This is a genomic window from Nocardioides humi (assembly GCF_006494775.1).
GTDB lineage: Bacteria > Actinomycetota > Actinomycetes > Propionibacteriales > Nocardioidaceae > Nocardioides > Nocardioides humi.
In genome coordinates this window covers 947,766-971,848 of the sequence record NZ_CP041146.1, presented here as the reverse complement: position 1 = coordinate 971,848, position 24,083 = coordinate 947,766, and the positions used below count along the sequence as shown (strand labels likewise).

Sequence of the window (24,083 nt, the reverse complement as noted above, 5' to 3'; positions counted from 1 at the left end):
ACCTTTCCCGGGTTCCGCGCGTTCCCACAGCAACGAGACGCCTAGACTGTAGGTGGAGGGCTGCCACCGTGGCCGCCCGGCAGACTCGCAAGCCTGCGGAGGAGACCATGCAGAGCAACAACCCGGTGTTCCGGCGCTCCGAGGAGTTCAACCGGTCCGGAGCCGCTGCCTACCAGGGGTTCGGCGAGCCGCAGTACGGCGGCTACAGCCAGCCCGGCCAGACCGTTCCCGAGGCGCCCACGCGGCAGGGACGGATGACGATCGACTCGGTCGTGCAGACGACCGCGATCACCCTCGGCATCACCATCGTCGCGGCCGCGATCACGTGGTTCGTCACGCCGGCCATCGAGAGCACGGAGGCCATCGGCGTCCTGAGCGCCGCGATGATCGTCGGTGCCGGCGCCGCCTTCATCCTGTCGCTGGTCAACTCCTTCAAGCGGGTCATCAGCCCCGCCCTGGTGATGGCCTTCGCCCTCGCCGAGGGTGTGGCGCTCGGTGCGCTGAGCAAGTTCTACGACGCGGTCTTCGGCGCCGAGTCCGCCGGCTACGGCGGCATCGTCATGCAGGCCGTGATCGGCACCTTCGCCGCCTTCGCCGGCACCCTCGCCGCCTACAAGATCCTCGACATCAAGGTCGGCCAGAAGTTCCGCACCTTCGTCGTCGCCGCGATGTTCGGCATGGTGGCCCTGAGCCTCATGCAGCTGGTCGTCAGCCTCTTCGGCGGCAACCTCGGCATCTACGACTTCAACGCCCTCGGGCTGATCGTCGCGATCGCGGGCCTGGTGATCGGTGTGTTCATGCTGATCCTGGACTTCGACTTCATCGAGCAGGGCGTGCGCAACGGCATCCCGGAGCGCGAGTCGTGGCGGGCCTCGTTCGGCCTGCTCGTCAGCCTCGTCTGGATCTACACCAACCTGCTGCGCATCCTGGCCATCCTCCAGCAGGACTGAGTCTGACGGCGCGAGCGCGTCGTCGCTGCGCTCCGCCACGCTGCCGCGCACGCGGTCGGCGTTGGCGGAGCGCAGTGCGTTGTGGCGGCCAGACGCCGGCGCGCGGACGGCACCCCGACATCGCCGCGCAGGGGTGGCCCGGGAGGCGCCGGAGGCGCCCGGTCAGTCGGCCCCGCCCGGCATCCCGCGGTCTCGGTCCCGGTCAGTCGGTCTCGGCGGCCGCCACGGGCTCGGCGCTGCCGCCGTCGTGGCCCTCGTGCGTCTCGGGCACCTCGCCGGGGACGTGCCGGCGGGGGAGGCGGTGCCGGAGTTCGACCCACAGCCCGCGGACGCCGGCCCGGCGGCCGGCGATCTCGGTGCCGTCGAGCTCGGTGCCGGGCTCCTCGACGGCGCGCAGGGCCGCCCGGATGACCGGGAGGACGCCCTCGCCGCGGAACGCCTCGAGGACGGTCTCCTTCTCGGTCTCCTGCTCCAGCGCGGCGAGCACCGACGGGATCAGGACGCCGGCGAGCGCCTTGTAGCCGTCGGCCGACGGGTGGAACTGGTCGGGTCCGAACAGCAGCGCGGGCGCGGCCGCGAACTCCGGGCCGAGGATGTCGCCCAGGGAGACCGTCCGGCCGCCCTCCTCGACCACGGCGATCGTCTGCGCGGCCGCGAGCCGCCGCGACCACGCCCGGGCGACCTGGCGCAGCGGGGGAGCGATGGGCTGGACCGTGCCGAGGTCGGGGCAGGTGCCGACGACGACCTTGGCGCCGGCGCCGATCAGCCGTCGTACGCCGTCGGAGAGGTGGCGCACCGAGTGCGAGGGACGCACGGTGTGGGTGACGTCGTTGCCGCCGATCAGGATGACCGCGACGTCGGGCTCGATCGGCAGCGCGCGGTCGACCTGGGTGGCGAGGTCGGAGGACTTCGCGCCGACGACGCAGAACTCGCGCAGGTAGACCCGGCGGTCGGCGTGCTCGGCGACGGCGGAGGCGATCAGCGCGCCGGGCGTCTCCTCGACCCGCTCGACGCCGTAGCCCGCGGCGCTGGAGTCGCCCAGCACGGCCATCCGGATCGCCGGGCCGGGGCGGCCGCGGCCGTACCAGCCGGTGGCGTCGGGCGGCGGCTCCTCGCGGGCCGGGCCGATGGTCTTGCGGGCCAGCCGGGCCTCTGCGGAGAGCACGCCGTAGAGGCCCGCGCCGAGCGCGGAGAGCCCGCCCCCGCCGTACAGCGCGGCGGCGGCGAGCTTGCGGGCAGCGGACGCCTTGCTCACGCGCCAACTCTACGGAGACACCGATACGGTGATCGCATGGAGTACGTCGAGTCCCTCTTGGAGCTGATCGGCAACACCCCGCTGGTCCGGCTCAACCGTTCCCTCGACCTGCCCGCCGACGGACCGTTGGTGTTGGCCAAGGTCGAGTACCTCAACCCCGGCGGCTCGGTGAAGGACCGGATCGCCACCCGGATGATCGAGGCCGCCGAGGAGTCCGGCGCGCTGCAGCCCGGAGGCACGATCGTCGAGCCGACGTCCGGCAACACCGGCGTGGGACTGGCGATGGTGGCCCAGCAGAAGGGCTACACGTGCGTCTTCGTGTGCCCTGACAAGGTGAGCGAGGACAAGCGCAACGTCCTGCGCGCCTACGGCGCCGAGGTCGTCGTGTGCCCGACGGCGGTCGCCCCGGAGCACCCCGACTCCTACTACAACGTGTCCGACCGGCTGGCGAGCCAGCCCGGCGCCTGGAAGCCCGACCAGTACTCCAACCCCCACAACCCGCGCTCCCACTACGAGGAGACCGGTCCCGAGATCTGGCGCCAGACCGAGGGGCGGATCACCCACTTCGTCGCGGGTGTCGGCACCGGCGGCACCATCTCCGGCATCGGCCGCTACCTCAAGGAGCAGGACAGCGGCGTCCAGGTCGTCGGCGCCGACCCGGCCGGCTCGGTCTACTCCGGCGGCACCGGCCGCCCCTATCTCGTCGAGGGCGTCGGCGAGGACTTCTGGCCCGAGACCTACGACCGCGGCGTCGCCGACCGGATCATCGAGGTCTCCGACGCCGACTCGTTCGCCTTCACCCGCCGTCTCGCGCGCGAGGAGGCGCTGCTGGTGGGCGGCTCCTCCGGCATGGCCGCCTTCGCCGCGCGCCAGCTCGCCCAGGAGCTCGCGGCCGAGGGCCGCGACGACGCGGTGATCGTCGTCCTGCTGCCCGACTCGGGCCGCGGCTACCTCAGCAAGGTCTTCAACGACGACTGGCTGGCGCAGTACGGCTTCAGCACCGGCCAGCCGCTCCCCGCCCAGTCCATCGGCGAGGTCCTGCACAGCAAGTCCGGCGGGCTGCCGGCCCTGGTCCACACCCACCCCAACGAGACCATCGCCGAGGCGGTGGCGATCCTCCAGGAGTACGGCGTCTCGCAGATGCCGGTCGTGCGCGCCGAGCCGCCCATCGTGGCGGCCGAGGTCGCCGGCTCGGTCTCCGAGCGGGCGCTGCTCGACGCGCTGTTCACCGGCAAGGCCAGGCTGACCGACTCGGTCGAGCAGCACATGTCCCCGGCGCTGCCGACCATCGGCTCGACCGAGGACGCGACCGCCGCCGTACCCCTGCTCGAGTCCGCCGACGCGGTGCTCGTGCACGAGGACGGCAAGCCGGTCGGCGTGCTCACCCGGCACGACCTGCTCAACTTCCTGGCCCGTGGCTGAGGCCGACCTGCCGGTCGGTGTCCGTGTCGCGACGCCGGACGACGTTCCCGACGTCCTCCGGCTGATCCGGGCGCTCGCGGAGTACGAGCGGGAGCCCGAGGCGGTCGAGACCACCGAGGACGACCTGCGCCGCTGGGTGTTCGGCGACGACCCGGTCGCCAGCGTCCTGGTCGCGGAGACCGGCGGCCCGGACGGCGGGGTCGTCGGCATGGCCCTGTGGTTCCGCACCTACTCGACCTGGACCGGTACCCCGGGGATCTACCTCGAGGACCTGTACGTCGACCCGGCCGCGCGGGGAGCGGGCTCGGCAGGGCGCTGCTGACCGCGCTGGCCCGGATCGCCGTCGTCCGCGGATACCGCCGCGTCGAGTGGGCCGTGCTGGACTGGAACACGCCCTCGATCGCGTTCTACGAGGCGCTGGGCGCGCGGCCGATGGAGGAGTGGTCGACGTACCGGCTCGCCGGGGACGCACTGGCCGATCTCGGCGGCTGAGCGGCGTCCCGAGCGGCGTCCGAGCGCCCCCGGCGACACGCCGACGGTGGCGACCCACGCGCGGTTTGTGCTTGGGTGAAGGTGGGCCGTGACACCCCGCAAAGGTTCATGGGGGGCGCGACAGGGCGCTCCCGGCGGCCTGCATGGGAGGTGCTCCCGCTCGTGTGGGAGTTCATCGGCGACCGCAGGTCGGACATCGCGTTCCTCAGCTATCAGCACGCGAGCCTGGTCCTCCAGGCCGTCCTCGTGGCGACCGTGATCGCGGTGGCGATCGCGGTCGTGATCACGCGCGTGCCCCGGCTGCAGGGCCTGGCGAACATGGTGAGCGCGATCGGGCTGACGATCCCCTCGTTCGCCCTCATCGGGCTGCTGCTGCCGCTGCTGGGGCTGGGCGTGCCGACGGCGTTCGTCGCCGTCACCTTCTACGCCGTGCTCCCGATCCTGCGCAATGCCGTCGTCGGCCTGCAGGGCGTGGACCCGACCCTGCTGGAGTCGGCCAAGGGCATGGGCATGAACGAGCTCACCTCACTGATGCGGGTCCGGCTGCCGCTGGCCTGGCCGGTGATCTTCGCCGGGGTGCGCATCTCCACGCAGATGTCGATGGGGGTCGCGGCCATCGCCGCCCTGGTGCTCGGCCCCGGCCTGGGCACCTACATCTTCACCGGCCTGACGCAGATCGGCGGCGCCAACGCGCTCAACTACGCCCTCGTCGGCACCGTCGGGGTGATCGCGGTCGCCCTCGTCGCCGACGGGCTCCTCCTGCTGCTGGGGCGCCTGACCATCTCGAAGGGAATCCGCTCATGAGCATCACCGGCGACACTCCGACCGACCCGACGGCGGCGCAGCCCGCGGACGGCTCCGGCGAGGTCAGCGGCGCGGAGCTCGTCCTCACCGACGTGGTCAAGCTCTACCCCGGCCAGAAGGTCCCGGCGGTCAACTCGCTGTCGCTGACCATCCCCGCCGGCGAGATCGTGATGTTCATCGGGCCCTCCGGCTGCGGCAAGACCACCTCGCTGAAGATGATCAACCGGCTGATCGAGCCCACCTCGGGCACGATCACCATCGACGGCGAGGACATCCGCGGCAAGGACGAGAACGAGTTGCGCCGCCACATCGGCTACGTCATCCAGGGCGGGAGCCTGTTCCCGCACATGACGGTGGAGAAGAACATCGGCATCGTGCCGAAGATGCTGGGCTGGGACTCCGCCCGGATCGCGGAGCGGGTCACCGACCTGCTCGACCTGGTCGGCCTCGACCCCGACCGGTACCGCCATCGCTACCCCGCGAGCTGTCCGGCGGCCAGCAGCAGCGGGTCGGCGTGGCCCGCGGCCTGGCCGCCGACCCTCCGGTGATCCTGATGGACGAGCCCTTCGGCGCCGTCGACCCGATCACCCGCCAGCGCCTCCAGGACGAGCTGATCAGCATCCAGCGCGAGCTGCGCAAGACGATCGTGTGCGTCACCCACGACATCGACGAGGCGATCAAGCTCGGCGACCGGATCCTGATCCTCCAGGAGGGTGCGAAGGTCGCGCAGTACGACACCCCGGAGGCGATCCTCAGCACACCCGCCAACGACTTCGTGGCCGACTTCGTCGGCGCCGGGTCGTCGCTGAAGGCGCTGAGCCTGGCCCGGGTGACCGACGTGGAGCTGCGCCAGCCCACCACCGCGCGGATCGGCGAGGCGACCGAGGAGGTACGCCGCCGCGCGGAGGCCAATGGCGACCGGGCGGTGATCGTGCTCGACGCCCGCGGCCGGCCGCAGGGCTGGCCGTGGCTGCGCCAGCTCAAGGGCGACACGATCGTCGCGCCCGACCAGGAGCTCGTCGACGTCGACCAGCGGGCCACGCTCAACGACGCGCTCGACACGATGCTCTCCAGCAGTCACGGCGCGGCCGTGGTGACCGGCGATCGCGACCAGTACCTCGGCGTCGTCGACTTCGCCGCCGTCACCGCGCAGATCCGGGCGATGGAGGAGGCGCAGGACGATGGCTGACACCGCTGTCGCTCCCGACGCCCAGGCGGCCGCCCGCAGCCCCCGCCGCCTGGCCCGCCTGGACCGCGAGACGTCGCTGATGCTCATCGTGCCTCCGGTCCTGATCGCGCTCGCCTTCGGCGGCTACGTCTGGTGGCGCCAGACCGCGGACCTCGACGAGACGGAGCTGCGCCAGCTGCGCTGGTCGACGGTGACCTCGCAGATCTGGCAGCACACCCAGCTCACCCTGCTCACCTCCGTGCTGGTGGTGCTCATCGCGGTGCCGCTGGGCGTCCTGCTCACCCGTGGCGGCCTCTCCCGTCTCTCGCCGCTCGTGGTGGGGATCGCCAACGTCGGCCAGTCCGCGCCGTCCATCGGCCTGCTCGTGCTGATCTGGATCTGGCTCAACGACATCGGCTTCTGGACCGGCTTCCGGGTCTCGGTCCTGACCCTCACCCTCTACGGCCTGCTCCCCGTGCTCCGCAACACCATCGAGGGGCTGCGGGGCGTCGACCCGACGCTGGTCGAGGCGGCCCGCGGCGTCGGGATGTCCCAGACCGCCGTGCTGCTCCGGATCGAGCTGCCCCTGGCGCTGCCGGTGATCATGGCGGGCGTCCGGACCGCCCTCGTGCTGGTGGTCGGCACGGCCACCCTGGCGACGTTCATCAACGGCGGCGGACTGGGCGCCACCATCAACTCCGGCCTCACCCTGTTCCGCTTCCCGGTGATGGTCGCCGGCGCTGTCCTCGTGGCCCTGCTCGCCCTGCTGGTCGAGTGGCTGGGACGGGTGCTGGAGGTTCTCGCCCGGCCGAAGGGGTGTGAGGACGATGCGGACCCTGTCCCTGCGTCTGGTCGCCGGCCTCGCCGCGGTCCTCGGGCTGCTCGCCGCCACCGCCGGCTGCGGCCTGCAGACCGCCGGCGGCTTCATCCCGAGCGGCACGCTCGTGGGCGACCTCGAGGACGCGCCCGACCTGTCCGGGGTGGAGCTCTCCGTCGGGTCGAAGAACTTCAACGAGAACATCATCCTCGGCAAGATCGCGCTGATCCTGCTCAAGTCCGCCGGCGCCGACGTCACCGACCTCACCAACATCCCGGGCAGCGCCTCGGCCCGGCAGGCGCACCTGACCGGCGACATCGACGCCATGTGGGAGTACACCGGCACGGGCTGGCTGCAGTACCTCACCCAGCCGGACCCGATCCCGGATGAGGAGAAGCAGTACGAGGCCGTGCGCGACCTCGACCTGGAGCGCAACGACCTGGTCTGGCTGCCGCCGGCGCCGATGAACAACACCTACGCCTTCGCGATCACCGAGCAGAGCGCGCAGAAGTACGGCATCACCACGCTCTCCGAGATCGCGAAGGTCCCCGTCGCCGAGCGCACCTTCTGCGTGGAGTCGGAGTTCCGGGACCGCAACGACGGGCTGGAGGGGATGCTGGAGACCTACGGCATCCCGCTCGGCTCCGCCCAGGGCGTGCCCGAGAGCAACCTGAAGACCTTCCAGACGGGCGCGATCTACGACGCCACCGCGTCGGGCAACTGCGTCTTCGGCGAGGTCTTCACCACCGACGGACGGATCCTCGCGCTCGACCTGACCGTCCTCGAGGACGACAAGCGCTACTTCCCCAACTACAACGTCTCGCTCGTCGTCCGCAAGGAGCTCTTCGACGAGCATCCCGAGATCGAGGACCTGATGGCCCCCGTCACCGCGAAGCTCACCAACGAGGAGCTGCTCGCGATGAACGCCCGAGTCGACGTCGACGGCGAGGAGCCCACCGACGTGGCCTACGACTGGCTGGTCGACAACGGGTTCGTCGAGTAGTAGCGGCAGGTGTGGTGGCGGGTGAAGCCGAGCCGCTCGTAGAGGGCCAGGGCGGGCTCGTTGCCCGTCTCGACGTGCAGCCACACGGTCAGGGCACCCCGCTCGGCGCCCCACTCCAGCAGCGCGGCGAGGACGGCCCGGGCCCGGCCCCGGCGGCGGTGCTCGGGCGCCACCTGCAGGTCGTGGATGCCGAGCCAGTCGCCGTCGAGGCCGGCCCGCCCCTCGGCCACGCCGTCGAGGACGGCCCGCCCCTCGGCCACGCCGTCGAGGACGGCCCGCACGCGGGGCCCGTCCACCTCGAGCGAGGGCGACCCGTCCGCCGGCTCCAGGCTCCGCCGGGCACGGGAGAGGGAGGCGAGCAGGAAGTGCGAGTCCCGCCCCGGGACCGGCTGCCAGCCCAGCGCGCGCAGCGCCTCCTCGTTCGCCGAGCCGAGCTCGACCTGGATCCGCGGCGACCGGCCCCGGGCGGAGTAGAACGACCGGACGGCGTGCGCGGCGTCCGCCACCGGCATGCCCGGGTCGCCCACGCCCAGGCACGAGTTGAACCGGTTGCGGACCCGGCCCGACGGTGCGGGCTCGTAGCGCAGCTGCCACTCGCCGAGCGGCGTGGTCTCGATGCCCTCCAGCGCCGCTGTGTGCAGCTCGGCGTCGCGCACGGTGACGCGCTGTCGCACCGAGGGGCGCGGCGGCACCGGCTTGCCGGAGACGATGTCGGCGATCGGGATCGTCACCGCGGCGCCGGTCTCCGGCTGGACCACGCAGGCCCCGTCCCGCCACGACAGGCAGGTCCCGAGGAGGTCGGTGAACGCGGGCCCTCCGGTGGGTCCGGTCTCGCCGCGCAGCAGGCGTCGTACGACGACCCGCCGGCCCACGACGTGGGGTCCGAGACGGTGCCGTCCCGCCTGGTGTCCGTCTCGTGGCGTGGGTCCGTGCGCGTCGGTCACGCCCGGGATACTAGGCTGAGCACCGACACGAAACACTTTCGTGTCGGTCCGCTCGCCTTGAGGGTCTCAGGAGGAATCGATGACCTACGTCATCTCGCAGCCGTGCGTCGACGTCAAGGACCGCGCGTGCGTCGACGAGTGTCCGGTCGACTGCATCTACGAGGGCAAGCGGATGCTCTACATCCACCCCGACGAGTGCGTCGACTGCGGCGCCTGCGAGCCGGTCTGCCCGGTCGAGGCGATCTTCTACGAGGACGACGTGCCGGAGGAGTGGAAGGACTACTACGACGCCAACGTGAAGTTCTTCGACGACCTCGGCTCGCCCGGCGGCGCCGCCAAGATGGGCGAGATCGACAAGGACGCCGAGTTCGTCGCTGCCCTCGAGCCGCAGAACCAGGATCACTGAGTGGGGCGGGTCTCCACCCGGCTTCCCGACTTCCCCTGGGACAAGCTGACGCAGTACGCCGAGCAGGCGCGCGCGCACCCCGGCGGGATCGTCGACCTGTCGATCGGCACCCCGGTCGACCCGACGCCCGAGGTCGCGCGCGCCGCGCTCGCGGCGGCCGCCGACGCACCCGGCTATCCGGTCACGATCGGGACCGCCGAGGTCCGGCAGGCCGTCCTCGACTGGCTCGCCGGGACGCACGGCGTGACCGGCCTGGGCCTGGACCAGGTGCTGCCGCTGATCGGCTCCAAGGAGTTCATCGCGTCCCTGCCGACATACCTCGGCCTCGGGCCGGGCGACCTGATCGGCTACCCGGCGCTGGCCTACCCGACGTACGAGGTCGGTGCCGCGCTGGTCGGCGCGAAGGCCGTCGCTACGGACTCGCTGACCACCTTCGGCCCCGAGACGCCGCGGCTGCTGTGGGTCAACTCGCCCTCGAACCCGTCCGGTCGCGTGCTGCCGCCCGAGCACCTCAGGAAGGTCGTCGACTGGTGCCGTGAGCGCGGCGTCCTGCTCGTCTCCGACGAGTGCTATCTCGACTGCGTCTGGGAGGGCGAGGCGTACTCGGTCCTCCACCCCGACATCTGCGGCGGCTCCGCCGAGGGCATCCTCGTCGTCCACTCGCTCTCCAAGCGCTCCAACCTCGCCGGCTACCGCTGCGCGTTCGTCGCAGGCGACCGCGAGGTCGTCGCCGAGCTGCTCGCGGTCCGCAAGAACCTGGGCCTGATGATGCCCGCCCCCAGCAGCACGCCATGGCCGCGGTGCTCGGCGACGAGGCCCACGTCAAGGAGCAGCACGAGCGCTACCGCGCCCGTCGTACGACGCTCCGCGCGGCGCTGGAGGCCGCGGGCTACACGATCGAGCACTCCGAGGCGTCGCTGTACCTGTGGACCACCCGCGGGCCCGACGGCCCCGACAGCTGGCAGCTCGTCGCCGACCTCGCCGCGCAGGGCGTCCTCGTCGCCCCAGGAGCGTTCTACGGCCCCGCGGGCTCCCACCACGTCCGGATCGCGCTCACCGCGACCGACGAGCGCATCGCCGCGGCGGTCGAGCGCCTGGCTGGCTCGGCCTGAGTCTCAGCCGAGACTGACGCACACCGCGAAGCCGCGGATGTCCCAGTTGCCGCCGTCCGTTCCCTCCTCCTCCTGGGCGAGGATGAACCAGCCCTGCTGCAGCGGTCCCGCCGCGCCCGAGGGCGGCGAGCTCTCGGTGATGTAGACGTTGTTGTCGCTGCCGTTGATGATCGCGCCGCCCGAGATCGCGACCTTGCCGTCGGGGCACTGTGCGGTGACGGATTTCGACGGCTCGGAGCCGGTCGCGGAGGAGGTTCTCCAGACCAGCTCCGCGTCCGTGATGCCGCGCGCCGAGGGCGCGAGGTCGTCGCGCCCCACAGTGCGGTCCTGGAGGTCCGCGCCGGACAGGCTGCCGTCCTGGATGTCGAGGCCGGTGAGCGAGCCGTCTCTCACCTCGTCCGCCCGCACCGCGCCGGCCTTGATGTGCTTGGCGCGCACGGCGTCCCGCTTGATGTCCGTGGCGCCGACCTTGACCGCGGCGTACGCCGTCCCGGACAGCCCCACGGCCAGCGCCAGGCAGGCGACCGCGAAGGCGGGGGTGAGGGTGGCGCGGAGTGCGGTCAGGATCCTCATGGCGGCGGTCAGTCGTTGCGCACGGCTTCGATGCGTGGGCTCTTGGCGGCCTTGCACGTGGGAGTCTTCCTGACCTTCGCGAAGAAGGTGCCCTCCTGGCCGGTGTTGCCGGTGTCCCAGCGGCCGCGCTCGTCGGTCGTGTCGGTGCTGAAGAGGTGGTTGCCGTCGTCGAGGACCTTGAAGACGAGGACCGTGCGCCCGACCTTGCACTTGGTCCGCTTGCTCTTCACCTTGCCGAAGAGGTCGACGCCGGCGGCCTTGATGGTGACCTTGCTCTTCACGGGGGCCGCGGCCCCGGCGGGCGCGGCCAGGGCGGGGGTGAGCGCGGCGGTGGTCAGGGCGACGGCGAGCGCCGCGGCGAGACGGCGCGGCCTGACGGCGGGGGTGTGCGACATGAGAGCTCCTCGGGATCGGCGGCCCGGGCGGGCGCGTCAGGCAACGTAGCCCGGAGCTGTCCGGTAGGGGTCACTTCCTGAGAGTCCGGTTGCGGAATGTCCGGTACTCCCGCACGCTGGCGCCATGTCCACGCCGTCCGGTGCCGGCCTCCCCGGGATCCGGGAGAGCGCGCTGCTCGATCCCGTGACGATGGAGATCCTGAGCACCGCCTATCTGCTCCGTCCGCCCGACGAGGCGGCGCTGGTCGCGGCGCTCGCCGACCCGCCGCGGGACCTGCGCGCCCGGATCGCGGCCCTGGAGGACGGCGGCTTCCTGCGCCGCGACGGCGAGCCCCTGGAGTACGAGTCGCCGTACACCGTCTTCGTGGCGCTCGGCGAGGCGCGGGCCCGGGCCCTGATGGCCGAGAACGCCCGCACCGTCGCGCTGATGGAGGCGCTGCCCGGCCTGATCCGCGCGTGGGACCTCGGGACCGCCGACCCTGAGGGCGAGCACCCGCTCGCGGTGACGCTGGTCCACGCCCACGCCGACTCGTGGGACGAGTGGTTCCGCCACGCGGAGCGGGAGCGGCCGCAACGGCCCTCGCTCGTGGCGCCCGACGCCGGCGTGCTGCGCGTGGCGCTGGTCTCCGGCCACCTGCTCCGCCTCCAGGAGCGGCTCTCCGGCGAGGCGCGGGTCCGGGTGCTCGTGCCGAGCGACCCGACCTGGGGACGCGGCGGCGACGGCGTCGCCGACCTCGACGGTCTGGTCGAGGCCGCCCGGGCCGCCGGCGTCGACTTCCGGCGCAGCGAGCAGGTCGCGAGCTGGATGTACGTGGACCCGCCCGGCCTGGCCGCGCTGCCGGTGTGGTGGGGCTCGCCGGCCCCGGAGAACACCATCGCGATCCGGACCCCGCCGGTGGTCGCCGCGATCGGCCTGCTCTTCGACGAGCTCTGGGCGACCTCGCACGCCTGGCTCGCGGACGACGAGCCGTGGGCCGACGTCCTCGGGCTACTGGCCCGGGGGCTGACCGACGACGCCGTGGCCCGGACCCTCGGCATCACCGCGCGGACGGTGCGCCGGCGGGTCTCGGAGGCGATGGCCGAGCTCGGTGCGAGCTCCCGCTTCACGCTTGGGATGGCCTGGCGGCGGCGGACCTAGACTCGCTCGATGATCACGTCCACCCCGCGGGTGGCGGCGAGGTGGTCGAGGTCGTCGGGGTCGGACGTCAACAGGACGGCATTGGGATCGCACAGGGTGGCGACGTGGGCATCGATGACATCACTGGTGCCGGCGTCGGCGAGGAGTCGGCCGACCCGGCGGGACGCGCCCGCGTCGATGGCGTGCTCATCGATGCCGCGCAGCGCGGTGGCCAAGCGGACCTGTCGCGCCCCGTTGCGCCAGGTCTGGGCGACCGCTCCGCTGCTCGTTCGCACGGGGACGCCCTCCTCATGCGCACGCCGGATCGCGGCCAGCACGGCCCGGTTGCGCCACTCGATCGCCAAGAGGGCGCCGGTGTCCAGCACCAGCGTCATGGCGTGGGCTCGTCCTTCCAGCGTCCGGGCTTCCGCCGGAAGAGTGCCCGGGCCTCGGCCATCTCCTCCTCGGTGAAGGCTCCGTACTCGGCCTCGTACTCGTCGAGGAACTGGCCGAGGAAGTGGTTGCGCAGCCGCGCCGCGGCGGCCTCGGCCATCCACGCGCTCACCGACTGTCCCTGCTCGGCGGCGGCCTTGCGCACGGCGACGCCGATGTCGTCCTCGACGGCGATGGTGATCCGGTCCATACCTCCAGCGTAGACGCATACGATCGTATGCGCCACCGAGATCGTCGGGCCTGTGGACAACCGCGGCCGTCAGCGGAAGACGTCGATGTGGACGTGGTCGCGGTGCTCGAGGATGGCTCGGTCGCCCGAGGAGGACGCGGGCACCCGGTAGTCGCGCCAGCCCTTGCGACCGGCGGTCCAGATCCGGTCGTCGAAGATGACGGTGCGGATGTCGAGGCGGGCGGCGTTGGCGACCGCCCAGTGCGCGATCGCCCAGCCGCGGGCGTTGTTGGCCTTGGTGACCGGCCGCACGAACACGTCGACGGCGCGACCGTCGTAGTGCGCCGAGCCCTCCATGTGGCCGCTCGAGACGCCGGCCGGGTCGAAGCCGCCGAGCTGGAGGCGCCCGAAGCGGGTGAGCAGCTCGGTGCGGACCGCCTCGGCGCGCGGCGTCAGGCCGCTGGCGACCAGCTGGGTGTCCGCCGAGGGGGCGCCGCCGTCGAGGTCGCAGCTGAAGGTGGCGGGGGAGTAGCCGGTCAGCGCCGAGGCGAGGGCGCGGCCGTCGGCCTCGTGGTCGGCGTACGCGTTCGGGAAGGCCGAGCGCTGCACCGCCTGCGCGGCGACGGTGATCTCCATGGTCTCGTAGCCGTCGACCTTCACCAGCGCGTCGTAGAACGCGTTGGTCGCGTAGACGGGGTCGAGGATCTGCTCGTGGGTGCCCCAGCCCTGCGACGGCCGCTGCTGGAAGAGGCCCAGCGAGTCGCGGTCGCCGTAGTCGATATTGCGCAGCTTCGACTCCTGGAAGGCCGTCGCCAGGGCGATCGACGCCGCGCGAGCCGGCAGCCCCCGGCGTACGGCGATCGCCGAGATCAGCGCCGCGTTCTCGGCCTGCTCGCCGCTGATGTCGACGGTGTGGTCGTCGAGCGTGACGGTGCAGTCGCCGGTCGGCCCGCCGACCAGCGTGTCGGTCGCCCGGAGCACGCCGATGCCGACGGCCACGACGGTCGTCAGGACCGCCAGGCCGACGACGACCGCCCAGGCATTGCGCTTCACCTCGCCAGTGTGCGGGGGCCGTGGTGACGGGGGACGGTGCTCAGCCTCGCTCAGTTGGCGTGCAGCGCGGCGTTGAGGGCGATGCCCTCGCCCTGCCACGGAACCGCCTCGATCGCCCCGGACACCGAGTTGCGGCGGAACAGCACGTTGCTGGCGCCGGAGAGCTCGGCGGCCTTGACGACGCGGGCGTCCTTGCCGGGCTCGAGGACGGTGACCTTCGTGCCGGCGGTGACATAGCAGCCGGCCTCGACGACACAGTCGTCGCCCAGGGAGATGCCGATGCCGGCGTTGGCGCCGAGCAGGCAGCGCCGGCCGACGGAGATGACCTGCTTGCCGCCGCCGGACAGGGTGCCCATGATCGACGCGCCGCCGCCGACGTCGGAGCCGTCGCCCACGACGACGCCCGCCGAGATCCGGCCCTCGACCATGGACGTGCCGAGCGTGCCGGCGTTGAAGTTGACGAAGCCCTCGTGCATCACGGTGGTGCCCTCGGCCAGGTGCGCGCCGAGCCGGACCCGGTCGGCATCGGCGATCCGGACGCCCGCCGGGATCACGTAGTCCACCAGGCGCGGGAACTTGTCGACGCCGTACACCGTGACGTGCTGGCCCGCGGCCTGCAGCCGCGCCCGGGTGAGCTCGAAGCCCTCGATCGCGCACGGACCGGCGGAGGTCCACACGACGTTGGCGAGGAGGCCGAACTGCCCCTCCAGGCTGAGCCCGTGGGGCGGCACCAGGCGGTGGGAGAGCAGGTGGAGGCGCAGCCACACGTCGACCGTGTCGACCGGCGCGGCGCCGAGATCGGCGATCTCGACCAGGTTGACCCTGCGGGTGACGCCGCGCGCCTCGTCGCTGCCCTCCAGCGCGAGCAGGTCGGCCGGTGCCTGCGCGTCGGCGGGCCGCTCGCCCAATGCGGGTGCGGGGAACCAGGTGTCCAGGACGGTCTCGTCGGCGGCGTAGGTCGTCAGGCCGAAGCCCCATGCAGCAGTCACGTGAGCAGATTCTATGGGCGCGGGGAACCGGTGGCACGTCGGCGCCGTCGGACGGACATGTCTCGCGGCCGCCGCCTCCTGCTCGCGCCCCTGCTGCTCGCCGTGTTGCCGCTCGCCGGCTGCGGCGACGGGCCGGTGCGGCTCGAGGTCACCGTCCAGGGCTGGACCGGCTGGTCGCGGGAGCAGCCCGAGCCCGTCGTCACCATGTACGAGCTCTCCGCGGGTGACAGCCTCACCGTCGGCGTGCTGGGAGAGCCGCACCTCGTCGTCACCGTGGTCCAGGTCAGTGGCCGGGAGGTGGCGCTCGAGACCAGCGCTCCGATGATGCCCGAGCCCCGGGCGACCTGCGCAGGGAGTTCTCGCTGGACCGGCACGGTGCCGTCACCTTCGGCACCCCCACCCTCGACGCCGGTACGACGGTCACCGTCGCCGAGCGCTGAGGGCGGGCGGATCAGTCTCCGGCCAGGATCGCCAGCTGCCGGCTCTGCGCGATCAGCCGGCCCTGCTCGTCCCACAGCTCGACGTCCTCGTCGTGGTAGCCCGCGATGACGTGCCGGCTCGTGACGTGGCCGAGCGCCCACACCGTCGCGGGCCGGCGCCGGTAGTGGACGGTGAGCTGGATCGTCGCGGACGCGAGGTGGCCGATCTCGGCGGTGACCGGCGGGAACGCATCGGTCATCGCGCCCGCCAGCAGCGCGTCGACCGGCCGCTGGTCGGCGGCCTGGATCCAGCACAGCGACTCGGTCAGCCCGGAGGGTCTCCCGGTGAGCCAGCCGGGGGCGCTCGGCGCGCGATAGCGGTAGCGGTCCAGGATCGGCACCATCCCGGCCGGCACCAGCGCGCTCACGTCCACGCAGTCGTCGGGCCGTGGCGCGTCCGGGGCGGTGTGCGGGACGTGCTCGACCGAGCCCGCCGCGTCCCAGTCGTGGGTGCTCACCACGGCGTGGGCGACCTCCTTGTCGTCCTGCGTCAGCACGGCGTCGTACGTCGACACCCGGCGGCCCTTGCGGACCTCCCGCACCCGGACGTCGCCCGGGCCGGGGAGCGCGGGCCGGAAGTAGGTGATCGAGATGCTCAGCGGATCGGGATGGGCGGACTCCTGCAGCACCGCGTGCTGCAGCAGCGCGAGGACGTAGCCGCCGTTGGGCGTCTGGTTCGCGGTGTTCCAGTCGGCGGTGACCTGGACCCGGCACCGGCCGCCGCCGAGCGCCTCGGCCGCGACCGCTTCGTCGAGGAGATAGCTCACCGTGCCATCGTGCCGGAGAGGTCCGACAGCGGCGATATCGTGCTCGCTCACTCGCCGGTGACGCCGTCGATGCACTCCCTCAGCAGGTCGGCGTGCCCGCAGTGCCGGGCGTACTCCTCGATCATGTGCACGAGGATGTCCCGCACGCTGGCCGTCTCGGTGCCCTGGCGGAACGTGACGACCTGCCCGAGGCCGTCGTCGGTGCGCCGGTCCAGCCAGGCGTCGGCCAGCGCGACCTGCTCGCGCCAGGCGGTCCAGGCCCCGGCGACCGCGGCCTCGGTCGGCTCGACCTCGGCGAACCCGGCGTCGCCGTCGTCGTAGATGCGCGGGGCGTCGACCTCGACCAGCGCGCGCTGGAACCAGAAGTGCTCGACCCGGGCCAGGTGGCGCACCATCCCCAGCAGGCTCAGCGTGCTCGGCGGCACCGACCGGGTCGCCAGCTGCTCCGGCGTCAGGCCGGCGCACTTGCGCTCGAGGGTCGCACGGTAGTGGGTGAGGTAGTCGCGCAGGTTCGCCAGCTCGCCGGTCGTCGTGGACGTCATGACCCCATTCTCAGCGGTACGGGCCGCCTCTGCGGTATTCGATGTTGATGCTGATGCAGGTCAGCAGTGCGCTCACCATCACGACGAGAGAGGCCCAGGCGAGGGGGAGCAACAGCGCCGTCGCCGTCGGGGAGGCGTCGGACCCGTCGGTGAGGAAGAGGGTGCGGACGGCGATGCCCAGCATCCTGGTGCCACCGCTCCGGCCCTGCGCCGCCTGGTCGTCGGGCGACAGCACGGTGATCGTGATCGCGAAGGTCGCGAACGCCACGAGGAACGCGGCGATCGCGATCAGGTAGCGGGTCGTGAGACTGGGGCGACGCCGAGAACGCATGCGCACAGTCTGAGGTACGCAACCGGTTGGCACCGCACCCGACCGACGCCGTACGCTTGGGGGCACAGCGTTCGAGCCGTCATCAGCGGCGAGCTCCGGGAAGAAAGCCGACAGGCAAGTAGAACCCGGCGGGCAGGCCCGTCACAGCCGTGAACGAGCGGTCGTCCCGAGCAGTCGGCGGGGCGGCAAGCGAGGTGGTACCGCGGCAGACGTCGTCCTCGTCAGGCAGTGCACATCGAGAGCCAGACGACGCAGGAGACCGAAGCCCGATGACCTATCCGAAGGTCACCACCGACCCGACCGCCGGCCAGGGGGCCGTCCCGAGCTCGCCGCGCTTCCCGCGCATCGAGGAGGGGGTCCTGGCCTACTGGGCCGAGGACGACACCTTCCGCGCGTCGGTCGAGCAGCGCGACCCCGGTCCGAACGGCGAGAACGAGTTCGTCTTCTACGACGGCCCGCCGTTCGCCAACGGCCTGCCCCACTACGGCCACCTGCTGACCGGCTACGTCAAGGACATCGTGCCGCGCTACCAGACGATGCGCGGCAAGCGCGTCGAGCGCCGCTTCGGCTGGGACACCCACGGGCTGCCGGCCGAGCTGGAGGCGATGCGCCTCAACGGCATCAAGACCACCGACGAGATCGTCGAGATGGGCATCGACAGGTTCAACGACGCCTGCCGTGCGTCGGTGCTCAAGTACACCGGCGAGTGGCGCGACTACGTCACCCGCCAGGCGCGCTGGGTCGACTTCGACAACGACTACAAGACCATGAACCCCGAGTTCATGGAGTCGGTGCTGTGGGCCTTCAAGAGCCTGTTCGACAAGGGCCTGGTCTACGAGGGCTTCCGCGTCCTGCCCTACTGCTGGAACGACGAGACCCCGCTGTCCAACCACGAGCTGCGGATGGACGACGACGTCTACCAGATGCGGCAGGACCCGGCCGTCACCGTCGGCTTCGAGATCACCTCGCCGGGTGACCTCCAGGGCGCCAAGCTGCTGGTCTGGACCACCACGCCGTGGACCCTGCCCAGCAACCTCGCGGTGATGGTCGGCTCCGACATCGACTACGTCGTGGTCGACCACGAGGGTCAGCGGCTGGTGCTCGCCGAGGCCCGGCTGGCGGCGTACGCCCGCGAGCTCGGCGACGAGCCCACCGTCACCTGGCGCGGCAAGGGCGCCGACCTGCTCGGTCTGGTCTACGCGCCGCCGTTCTCCTACTTCGCCGACCACGCCAACGCCTTCCGCGTCGTCGCCGCCGACGAGGCCGTCACGACCACGGACGGCACCGGGCTGGTGCACAGCGCCGGTGCCTTCGGCGAGGTCGACAAGGAGGTCACCGACCGCGAGGGCATCGAGGCGGTGATGCCGGTCGGCAAGGACGGCCGGTTCACCGCGCCCGTCACCGAGTACGCCGGCATGCTGGTCTTCGACGCCAACCTGCACATCATCGACGACCTCAAGACCGCTGCACTGAACCCCGGGGCGAGCGCGGTCACCCCCGGCACCGTGCTGCTGCGCCGCGAGACCTACGACCACTCCTACCCCACTGCTGGCGCTGCCGCGAGCCCCTGATCTACAAGGGCGTGAGCAGCTGGTTCGTCGAGGTGACGGCGTTCAAGCAGCGCATGGCCGAGCTCAACCAGGAGATCCGCTGGGTCCCCGAGCACATCAAGGACGGCCAGTTCGGCAAGTGGGTCGACAACGCCCGCGACTGGTCGATCACCCGCAACCGGTTCTGGGGCTCGCCCGTCCCGGTGTGGAAGTCGGACAGCGAGGAGTACCCGCGCATCGACGTCTACGGCTCCTTCGAGGAGATCGAGCGGGACTTCGGCCGGCTTCCGCTCAACGCGCAGGGCCAGCCGGACCTGCACCGGCCGTGGATCGACGACCTCACCCGCCCGAACCCGGACGACCCCACCGGCCGGTCGACGATGCGCCGCGTCGCCGACGTCCTCGACGTGTGGTTCGACTCCGGGTCGATGAGCTTCGGGCAGGTGCACTACCCGTTCGAGAACAAGGAGTGGTTCGAGAACCACTTCCCGGCCGACTTCATCGTCGAGTACATCGGCCAGACCCGCGGCTGGTTCTACACGCTGCACATCCTGGCCACCGCGCTCTTCGACAAGCCGGCGTTCTCCTCCTGCATCAGCCACGGCATCGTGCTCGGCTCCGACGGCAACAAGATGTCGAAGTCGCTGCGCAACTACCCCGACGTCTCCGAGGTCTTCGACCGCGACGGCGCCGACGCGATGCGCTGGTTCCTCATGGCCTCGCCCATCCTGCGCGGCGGCAATCTCGTCGTCACCGAGCAGGGCATCCGCGACGCCGTGCGCCAGGTGATGATCCCGCTCTGGAACACGTGGTACTTCTTCGCGCTCTACGCCAACGCCGAGCAGTACGACGCCGGCGCGCGCACCGACTCGACCGACCCGCTCGACCGGTACCTGCTCGCCAAGACGCGCCAGTACGTCGAGCAGCTCACCGCCGAGATGGACGCCTACGCCATCGCCGACGCCTGCGACACGACGCGCTCCTTCCTCGACGTGCTGACCAACTGGTATGTCCGCCGCTCCCGCGAGCGGTTCTGGGAGGGCAAGCCGGAGGCCTTCGAGACCCTGGCCGCCGTGCTCGACGTGGTCTGCCGGGCCGTCGCGCCGCTGCTGCCGCTGATCACGGAGGAGATCTGGCGGGGCCTGACCGGCGGCCGCTCGGTGCACCTGGCCGACTGGCCCGACGTCTCCGCGCTGCCGGCCGACGATACCCTCGTCGCCGCGATGGACCAGGTCCGCGAGGTCTGCTCCTCGACGTCCGCGCTGCGCAAGGCCGCCAGGCTCCGCAACCGGCTGCCGCTGGCGGCGCTGACCGTGGTGGTCGACGACCCGGCCGCGCTGGAGCCGTTCGCCGCGATCGTCGCCGACGAGCTGAACGTCAAGGCCGTGCGCCTGCTGGCTGCGGACTCCGAGGAGGCCGCCGGGTACGGCGTCGAGCAGAGGCTCACCGTCAACGCCCGCGCCGCCGGCCCGCGCCTCGGCAAGGACGTCCAGCTCGCCATCAAGGGCTCCAAGTCCGGCGACTGGTCGGTCGGCGCCGACGGCGCCGTGACATCCGGTGGCTTGGTCCTGGTCGAGGGGGAGTACTCCCTGGAGGCCGTGGCGGGCGACGCCGCCGAGGGCACCGCGACCGGCATGCTGCCCGGCGGCGGCTTCGTCGTCCTCGACACCGTCGTCACGCCCGAGCTCGCCGAGGAGGGCCTGGCCCGCGACCTGGTCCGCGCCGTGCAGCAGGCGCGCCGGGACGCGGACTTCCAGGTCACCGACCGGATCGAGCTCGTCGTCGCCGGCCCCGCGCCGGTGCTCGCCGCGGCCCGCGCCCACGAGGCGTTGATCGCGGGCGAGACCCTCGCGACGTCGTACACGGTGACGGAGGCGGCGCCCGTGGGCGCCGCGGAGGTCGCGGTGGGCGAGGGCGAGAAGGCCGCGATCGCGGTCAGCCTGGCCTGAGAACGTATTGGGAAAGGTCGTGGCCTGCTGCGCGCCGCCCCGTCGGCGCCTCGCGGCGTTGCAGATGCTCGATGGTGCAACCAGACCGCCGTCACATCTGCGCCTGGCGAGGCACTCGACGGATGCGACGCTCGCGACGACCACGACTTTCCCCACACGTTCTGAGGCCTGGATCCGCCGGCCGGGCATGACCTCGCGGGTCATGGCCGGCCGGGCGCGCGCTGCCGAGGATGGGCGCATGCACCCCCTCGCGCGCTCCTGGATCGACGACGTCCTGGCCGGCTCGCCGGTCGCCCGCGCCCTCGGGATCGAGGTGCTCGACGCCCGCCCGGAGGAGGTCCGCCTCGGTCTCGCGTTCCGCGACGACCTGACCACCGTGCCGGGCGTCCTGCACGGCGGCGTGGTCGCGACCCTGGTCGACGTCGCCGGTGCCGCCGCGTCCGCCTCCGGGCTCACCACCGACGACGGCGCGACCGGCGGCGCCACCACCCAGCTGGACATCTCCTACGTCGCAGCCGCCACCGGCGACCTGACCGCGACGGCCAGTGTGCTGAGCCGGACCCGCTCCACGACCCACAGCCAGGTCGTCGTCCACGACGCCGGCCGTCAGGTGGTCGCGACCGCCCAGGTGACCAGCCGCATCTTCCACTGAGTCGAGGGACGCCGACTGCGCGGAGCGCGGCGCTAGACTGCCGGTCCGGCGGGAGTCCCCGCCGGTGGGCCGCGGAAGGAGGCCACGATGAGCCACACCGGCGGCGAGGTCCACGAGCCCCCCGGACCGGACGACGAGCTGGTGCAGGTGTTCGGCTCGATCGCGGCGCTGACGTACGCCGGCTCCTCGACCGACGAGGTGCACCAGGCGGTCCTCCACGCGGCGACGAGGCTCGTCCCGGGGGTCGACCACGCCAGCTTGATGATGCTGCGGCGTGACAGGTTCGTCACGGTCGCGGCGACCGACGCCGTGGCCCGGGCCATCGACCAGGCCGAGACCCGGCTGCGTGAGGGGCCGTGCATCGACGCGATCCTCGACGAGGGGATGTACCTCGACCCCGACCTCGCCGTGGGCTCCGCGTGGCCGCGGCTGAGCCGGTTCGTGCTCGACCGGACGCCGGTGCGAGGAGCGGCAGGGGTTCGGATCGTCGTGGACCAGCAGAAGATCGGTGCGCTGAACCTCTGGAGCGACACCCCGGGACGCCTCGACGCGGCCTCCGCGGACCGCGCGATGGTGCTCGCGCCGTTCGCCTCGCTGGCCGTCGCCGCCGACCACCACCGTGAGCAGGCCGCCACCCTGCGCGAGGGCCTGCGCAGCAACCGGGAGATCGGCAAGGCCATCGGCCTGCTGATGGCCTTCCACAAGGTCGACGAGACCAGGGCGTGGGCGATCCTCCGCGAGACGAGCCGTGACCTCAACGAGAAGGTGTCCGCGGTTGCGCAGACGATCGTCGACTACCACAACTCGCCCTGGTGAGCCTGCGCCGCCGTCGTGAACGCCGGGCTGGTTGACTGTCACCCGTGCCTGCTCCACCGCCGCGGATCGACCTCGCCACCGACGTCGTCCGCCTGACCCGCCAGCTGGTCGACATCGAGTCGGTCAGCCGCGACGAGCAGGTGATCGCCGACGCGGTCGAGGAGGCGCTGCGGCCCCTGCCGCACCTCACGGTGACCCGCCGCGGCCACACCGTCGTCGCGCGGACCGACCTCGGCCGCCCGAGCCGGGTGGTGATCGCCGGCCACCTCGACACCGTGCCGGTCAACGACAACCTGCCCAGCCGTCTCGACGAGCAGGCGGGGATCCTCCACGGGCTCGGCACCTGCGACATGAAGGGCGGCGACGCGGTCATCCTCAAGCTCGCCGCGACCCTCACGGCACCCGTGCACGACGTGACCTACGTGCTCTACGAGGCCGAGGAGATCGAGGCGGCGTACAACGGGCTGCGGCTGCTGGGGGAGTCCGATCCCGGGCTCCTCGAGGCGGACTTCGCGATCCTCATGGAGCCGTCGAACGCCGGCGTCGAGGCCGGCTGCCAGGGCACCCTGCGCGTCGACGTGCGGACGACGGGCGAGCGGGCCCACTCCGCGCGCAGCTGGCGCGGGGTCAACGCGATCCACGGCGCCGCCGAGGTCCTCGCCCGGCTCCACGCGTACGACGCCCGCCGGCCCGTGATCGACGGGCTGGAGTACCACGAGGGGCTCAACGCGGTCGCGATCCGCGGTGGCGTCGCCGGCAACGTGATCCCCGACGAGTGCGTGGTGACGGTCAACTTCCGCTTCGCCCCCGACCGCTCCGAGGCCGAGGCGCTGGCCTATGTGCGGGACTTCTTCGACGGCTTCGAGGTGACCCTCACCGACAGCGCCCCCGGCGCGCTGCCCGGCCTGGACCGGCCCGCCGCCCGCGCGTTCGTCGACGCCGTGGGCGGCCAGGTGGCGCCGAAGTTCGGCTGGACCGATGTCGCCCGGTTCACCGTCCTCGGCGTGCCGGCGGTCAACTACGGACCCGGGGACCCGATGCTGGCCCACAAGCAGGACGAGCACGTCGAGGTCGCCCAGATCGTGCGCTGCGAGCAGCAGCTGAGGGCGTGGCTCACCACCACCGACAAGGAGCAGGCATGACCAGGCGCAGCGGACCCGGACCCCGCCCGAGCGCGGGCCGTCCCGAGGGCTCGACCACCGACCAGCGGCTGCTCGACAGCCGCGGCGACAGCGGCTGGGTGCACACCGACCCGTGGCGCGTGCTGAAGATCCAGGCCGAGTTCGTCGAGGGCTTCAACGACCTCGCCGAGATCGGCCCGGCCATCTCCGTGTTCGGGTCCGCCCGCATCCCGGCCGAGCACCCGGCGTACGACATCGGCGTCCGGGTCGGCGCGGCGCTCACGAAGGCCGGGTTCGCGGTCATCACCGGCGGCGGCCCTGGCGCCATGGAGGCCGCCAACCGCGGCGCCATGGAGGCCGGCGGCGAGAGCATCGGCCTGGGCATCGAGCTGCCCTGGGAGGCCAAGCTCAACGACTACATCACCTTCGGGCTGAACTTCCGGTACTTCTTCGTCCGCAAGATGATGTTCGTGAAGTACAGCCAGGGCTACATCGTGCTGCCCGGCGGCCTCGGCACCCTCGACGAGCTGTTCGAGGCGATGACGCTCTCGCAGACCCTCAAGATCACCCAGTTCCCGATCGTGCTGATGGGGACCGAGCACTGGCGCGGGCTGATCGAGTGGATGCAGGGCTCGATGCTGGAGGACGCGCGGATCAAGCAGTCCGACATCGACATGCTCACCCTGACCGACGACGTCGACGAGGCCGTGGCGCTGATGGTCGCGGCCCGCGACCGGCACGGCTGAGGACGCCG

At 72.1% G+C, this 24,083-nt stretch carries 26 protein-coding genes and 3 pseudogenes; 17 read left to right on the top strand and 12 right to left on the bottom strand.

Features of this window, described 5'->3' with window-relative positions; genetic code table 11:
• Positions 1-107 precede the first annotated feature (107 nt).
• Positions 108-950: a Bax inhibitor-1/YccA family protein gene (locus FIV44_RS04755; RefSeq protein WP_141003460.1), complete on the top strand. Its 843-nt coding sequence runs from the start codon at positions 108-110 to the stop codon at positions 948-950.
• 202 nt (positions 951-1,152) lie between these two features.
• Here FIV44_RS04755 and FIV44_RS04750 read toward each other — a convergent pair whose 3' ends face one another.
• Positions 1,153-2,205, bottom strand: coding sequence for an SGNH/GDSL hydrolase family protein (locus FIV44_RS04750; RefSeq protein ID WP_141003458.1), 1,053 nt, complete (start codon positions 2,203-2,205; stop codon positions 1,153-1,155).
• A gap of 36 nt (positions 2,206-2,241) precedes the next feature.
• Here FIV44_RS04750 and FIV44_RS04745 point away from each other — a divergent pair, with 36 nt between their 5' ends.
• The 5 genes and pseudogenes from FIV44_RS04745 (at position 2,242) to FIV44_RS33035 (ending at position 6,112) form a co-directional block, all read left to right on the top strand.
• A complete protein-coding gene (locus FIV44_RS04745) occupies positions 2,242-3,627 on the top strand; it encodes a cystathionine beta-synthase (protein ID WP_141003457.1) in 1,386 nt (461 codons plus the stop codon).
• Positions 3,620-3,990, top strand: a pseudogene (locus tag FIV44_RS31810) (N-acetyltransferase family protein); the annotation flags it as partial. The gene FIV44_RS04745 and the pseudogene FIV44_RS31810, both read left to right, overlap by 8 nt.
• A 291-nt stretch (positions 3,991-4,281) precedes the next feature.
• Positions 4,282-4,923 carry an ABC transporter permease gene (locus tag FIV44_RS04735; RefSeq protein ID WP_141007731.1) on the top strand — a complete coding sequence of 214 codons (642 nt, stop codon included), beginning with the start codon at positions 4,282-4,284 and terminating at the stop codon, positions 4,921-4,923.
• Complete coding sequence (locus FIV44_RS31800) at positions 4,920-5,471, top strand: ATP-binding cassette domain-containing protein (protein ID WP_281285808.1); 552 nt, start codon at positions 4,920-4,922, stop codon at positions 5,469-5,471. Before FIV44_RS04735 ends, FIV44_RS31800 begins: the two co-directional genes overlap by 4 nt.
• Positions 5,438-6,112, top strand: coding sequence for an ATP-binding cassette domain-containing protein (locus FIV44_RS33035; RefSeq protein ID WP_281285807.1), 675 nt, complete (start codon positions 5,438-5,440; stop codon positions 6,110-6,112). The genes FIV44_RS31800 and FIV44_RS33035 overlap by 34 nt, the downstream gene beginning before the upstream one ends.
• A gap of 123 nt (positions 6,113-6,235) precedes the next feature.
• Here FIV44_RS33035 and FIV44_RS31795 read toward each other — a convergent pair whose 3' ends face one another.
• Positions 6,236-6,547: a hypothetical protein gene (locus FIV44_RS31795; protein ID WP_246087089.1), complete on the bottom strand. Its 312-nt coding sequence runs from the start codon at positions 6,545-6,547 to the stop codon at positions 6,236-6,238.
• Here FIV44_RS31795 and FIV44_RS31790 point away from each other — a divergent pair.
• A pseudogene (locus FIV44_RS31790) lies at positions 6,429-6,827 on the top strand (ABC transporter permease); the annotation flags it as partial. The gene FIV44_RS31795 and the pseudogene FIV44_RS31790 overlap by 119 nt on opposite strands.
• 91 nt (positions 6,828-6,918) lie before the next feature.
• Positions 6,919-7,911 (top strand): glycine betaine ABC transporter substrate-binding protein, encoded by a 993-nt coding sequence (locus FIV44_RS04720; RefSeq protein ID WP_181410995.1) that lies wholly within the window; start codon positions 6,919-6,921, stop codon positions 7,909-7,911.
• Here FIV44_RS04720 and FIV44_RS04715 read toward each other — a convergent pair.
• Positions 7,875-8,855, bottom strand: coding sequence for a GNAT family N-acetyltransferase (locus tag FIV44_RS04715; protein ID WP_141003456.1), 981 nt, complete (start codon positions 8,853-8,855; stop codon positions 7,875-7,877). The genes FIV44_RS04720 and FIV44_RS04715 overlap by 37 nt on opposite strands.
• A gap of 79 nt (positions 8,856-8,934) precedes the next feature.
• On the opposite strand from FIV44_RS04715, the gene fdxA reads away from it, so the two are divergent.
• Both fdxA and dapC read left to right on the top strand, forming a co-directional pair.
• On the top strand, positions 8,935-9,261 hold the full coding sequence (fdxA, locus tag FIV44_RS04710; RefSeq protein ID WP_141003455.1) for a ferredoxin: 327 nt from the start codon (positions 8,935-8,937) through the stop codon (positions 9,259-9,261).
• Positions 9,262-10,373, top strand: a pseudogene (dapC, locus tag FIV44_RS04705) (succinyldiaminopimelate transaminase).
• A 3-nt stretch (positions 10,374-10,376) separates the two neighbouring features.
• On the opposite strand, the gene FIV44_RS04700 reads toward dapC, so the two are convergent.
• Together FIV44_RS04700 and FIV44_RS04695 are read right to left on the bottom strand one after the other, a co-directional pair.
• Positions 10,377-10,946 (bottom strand): hypothetical protein, encoded by a 570-nt coding sequence (locus FIV44_RS04700; protein WP_141003453.1) that lies wholly within the window; start codon positions 10,944-10,946, stop codon positions 10,377-10,379.
• 8 nt (positions 10,947-10,954) lie between these two features.
• Positions 10,955-11,341 (bottom strand): hypothetical protein, encoded by a 387-nt coding sequence (locus FIV44_RS04695; protein WP_141003452.1) that lies wholly within the window; start codon positions 11,339-11,341, stop codon positions 10,955-10,957.
• 124 nt (positions 11,342-11,465) lie between these two features.
• On the opposite strand from FIV44_RS04695, the gene FIV44_RS31785 reads away from it, so the two are divergent.
• The gene (locus tag FIV44_RS31785; RefSeq protein WP_141003451.1) at positions 11,466-12,479 is read left to right on the top strand and encodes a helix-turn-helix domain-containing protein; all 1,014 of its coding nucleotides are present in this window, start codon (positions 11,466-11,468) and stop codon (positions 12,477-12,479) included.
• Here FIV44_RS31785 and FIV44_RS04685 read toward each other — a convergent pair.
• The 7 genes from FIV44_RS04685 to FIV44_RS04660 form a co-directional block, all read right to left on the bottom strand.
• On the bottom strand, positions 12,476-12,853 hold the full coding sequence (locus FIV44_RS04685) for a hypothetical protein (protein WP_141003450.1): 378 nt from the start codon (positions 12,851-12,853) through the stop codon (positions 12,476-12,478). The two genes, FIV44_RS31785 and FIV44_RS04685, sit on opposite strands and share 4 nt — an antisense overlap.
• A complete protein-coding gene (locus FIV44_RS04680) occupies positions 12,850-13,101 on the bottom strand; it encodes a hypothetical protein (RefSeq protein WP_141003449.1) in 252 nt (83 codons plus the stop codon). The genes FIV44_RS04685 and FIV44_RS04680 overlap by 4 nt, the downstream gene beginning before the upstream one ends.
• Positions 13,102-13,170: 69 nt before the next feature.
• A complete protein-coding gene (locus tag FIV44_RS04675; protein WP_141003448.1) occupies positions 13,171-14,133 on the bottom strand; it encodes a VldE C-terminal domain-containing protein in 963 nt (320 codons plus the stop codon).
• A 50-nt stretch (positions 14,134-14,183) separates the two neighbouring features.
• Positions 14,184-15,122: a 2,3,4,5-tetrahydropyridine-2,6-dicarboxylate N-succinyltransferase gene (dapD, locus tag FIV44_RS04670; RefSeq protein ID WP_141003447.1), complete on the bottom strand. Its 939-nt coding sequence runs from the start codon at positions 15,120-15,122 to the stop codon at positions 14,184-14,186.
• 451 nt (positions 15,123-15,573) lie between these two features.
• Positions 15,574-16,368: an acyl-CoA thioesterase gene (locus tag FIV44_RS30260; RefSeq protein ID WP_181410994.1), complete on the bottom strand. Its 795-nt coding sequence runs from the start codon at positions 16,366-16,368 to the stop codon at positions 15,574-15,576.
• A gap of 47 nt (positions 16,369-16,415) precedes the next feature.
• Positions 16,416-16,910 carry a DinB family protein gene (locus FIV44_RS30255; RefSeq protein ID WP_181410993.1) on the bottom strand — a complete coding sequence of 165 codons (495 nt, stop codon included), beginning with the start codon at positions 16,908-16,910 and terminating at the stop codon, positions 16,416-16,418.
• Between the two features lie 10 nt (positions 16,911-16,920).
• On the bottom strand, positions 16,921-17,241 hold the full coding sequence (locus tag FIV44_RS04660; protein ID WP_141003445.1) for a hypothetical protein: 321 nt from the start codon (positions 17,239-17,241) through the stop codon (positions 16,921-16,923).
• Between the two features lie 269 nt (positions 17,242-17,510).
• Here FIV44_RS04660 and FIV44_RS31780 point away from each other — a divergent pair, with 269 nt between their 5' ends.
• From FIV44_RS31780 to FIV44_RS04635, 6 genes are all read left to right on the top strand, one after another.
• Complete coding sequence (locus FIV44_RS31780) at positions 17,511-18,812, top strand: class I tRNA ligase family protein (protein WP_281285806.1); 1,302 nt, start codon at positions 17,511-17,513, stop codon at positions 18,810-18,812.
• Between the two features lie 11 nt (positions 18,813-18,823).
• On the top strand, positions 18,824-20,740 hold the full coding sequence (locus FIV44_RS33030) for a class I tRNA ligase family protein (RefSeq protein ID WP_281285805.1): 1,917 nt from the start codon (positions 18,824-18,826) through the stop codon (positions 20,738-20,740).
• Positions 20,741-20,978: 238 nt separating this feature from the next.
• Entirely contained in the window at positions 20,979-21,392 is a 414-nt protein-coding gene (locus tag FIV44_RS04650; protein ID WP_181410992.1) for a PaaI family thioesterase, read from the top strand.
• Positions 21,393-21,479: 87 nt separating this feature from the next.
• A complete protein-coding gene (locus FIV44_RS04645) occupies positions 21,480-22,208 on the top strand; it encodes a GAF and ANTAR domain-containing protein (RefSeq protein WP_141003443.1) in 729 nt (242 codons plus the stop codon).
• A gap of 44 nt (positions 22,209-22,252) precedes the next feature.
• The gene (gene dapE / locus FIV44_RS04640; RefSeq protein ID WP_141003442.1) at positions 22,253-23,350 is read left to right on the top strand and encodes a succinyl-diaminopimelate desuccinylase; all 1,098 of its coding nucleotides are present in this window, start codon (positions 22,253-22,255) and stop codon (positions 23,348-23,350) included.
• Positions 23,347-24,075: an LOG family protein gene (locus tag FIV44_RS04635; RefSeq protein WP_141003441.1), complete on the top strand. Its 729-nt coding sequence runs from the start codon at positions 23,347-23,349 to the stop codon at positions 24,073-24,075. The genes dapE and FIV44_RS04635 overlap by 4 nt, the downstream gene beginning before the upstream one ends.
• The last annotated feature ends 8 nt before the right edge of the window (positions 24,076-24,083 follow it).

What these genes read in the sequence shown, in the direction of transcription:
- FIV44_RS04650 (WP_181410992.1), top strand. Translation starts at nt 20,979, where the DNA reads ATGCACCCCCTCGCGCGCTCCTGGATCGACGACGTCCTGGCCGGCTCG.
- FIV44_RS04660 (WP_141003445.1), bottom strand. Translation starts at nt 17,241, where the DNA reads ATGCGTTCTCGGCGTCGCCCCAGTCTCACGACCCGCTACCTGATCGCG.
- FIV44_RS04695 (WP_141003452.1), bottom strand. Translation starts at nt 11,341, where the DNA reads ATGTCGCACACCCCCGCCGTCAGGCCGCGCCGTCTCGCCGCGGCGCTC.
- FIV44_RS31800 (WP_281285808.1), top strand. Translation starts at nt 4,920, where the DNA reads ATGAGCATCACCGGCGACACTCCGACCGACCCGACGGCGGCGCAGCCC.
- FIV44_RS31780 (WP_281285806.1), top strand. Translation starts at nt 17,511, where the DNA reads ATGACCTATCCGAAGGTCACCACCGACCCGACCGCCGGCCAGGGGGCC.
- FIV44_RS04645 (WP_141003443.1), top strand. Translation starts at nt 21,480, where the DNA reads ATGAGCCACACCGGCGGCGAGGTCCACGAGCCCCCCGGACCGGACGAC.
- FIV44_RS04635 (WP_141003441.1), top strand. Translation starts at nt 23,347, where the DNA reads ATGACCAGGCGCAGCGGACCCGGACCCCGCCCGAGCGCGGGCCGTCCC.
- FIV44_RS31785 (WP_141003451.1), top strand. Translation starts at nt 11,466, where the DNA reads ATGTCCACGCCGTCCGGTGCCGGCCTCCCCGGGATCCGGGAGAGCGCG.
- FIV44_RS04685 (WP_141003450.1), bottom strand. Translation starts at nt 12,853, where the DNA reads ATGACGCTGGTGCTGGACACCGGCGCCCTCTTGGCGATCGAGTGGCGC.
- FIV44_RS04680 (WP_141003449.1), bottom strand. Translation starts at nt 13,101, where the DNA reads ATGGACCGGATCACCATCGCCGTCGAGGACGACATCGGCGTCGCCGTG.
- FIV44_RS04720 (WP_181410995.1), top strand. Translation starts at nt 6,919, where the DNA reads ATGCGGACCCTGTCCCTGCGTCTGGTCGCCGGCCTCGCCGCGGTCCTC.
- fdxA (WP_141003455.1), top strand. Translation starts at nt 8,935, where the DNA reads ATGACCTACGTCATCTCGCAGCCGTGCGTCGACGTCAAGGACCGCGCG.
- FIV44_RS04755 (WP_141003460.1), top strand. Translation starts at nt 108, where the DNA reads ATGCAGAGCAACAACCCGGTGTTCCGGCGCTCCGAGGAGTTCAACCGG.
- FIV44_RS04700 (WP_141003453.1), bottom strand. Translation starts at nt 10,946, where the DNA reads ATGAGGATCCTGACCGCACTCCGCGCCACCCTCACCCCCGCCTTCGCG.
- FIV44_RS30255 (WP_181410993.1), bottom strand. Translation starts at nt 16,910, where the DNA reads ATGACGTCCACGACGACCGGCGAGCTGGCGAACCTGCGCGACTACCTC.
- FIV44_RS04745 (WP_141003457.1), top strand. Translation starts at nt 2,242, where the DNA reads ATGGAGTACGTCGAGTCCCTCTTGGAGCTGATCGGCAACACCCCGCTG.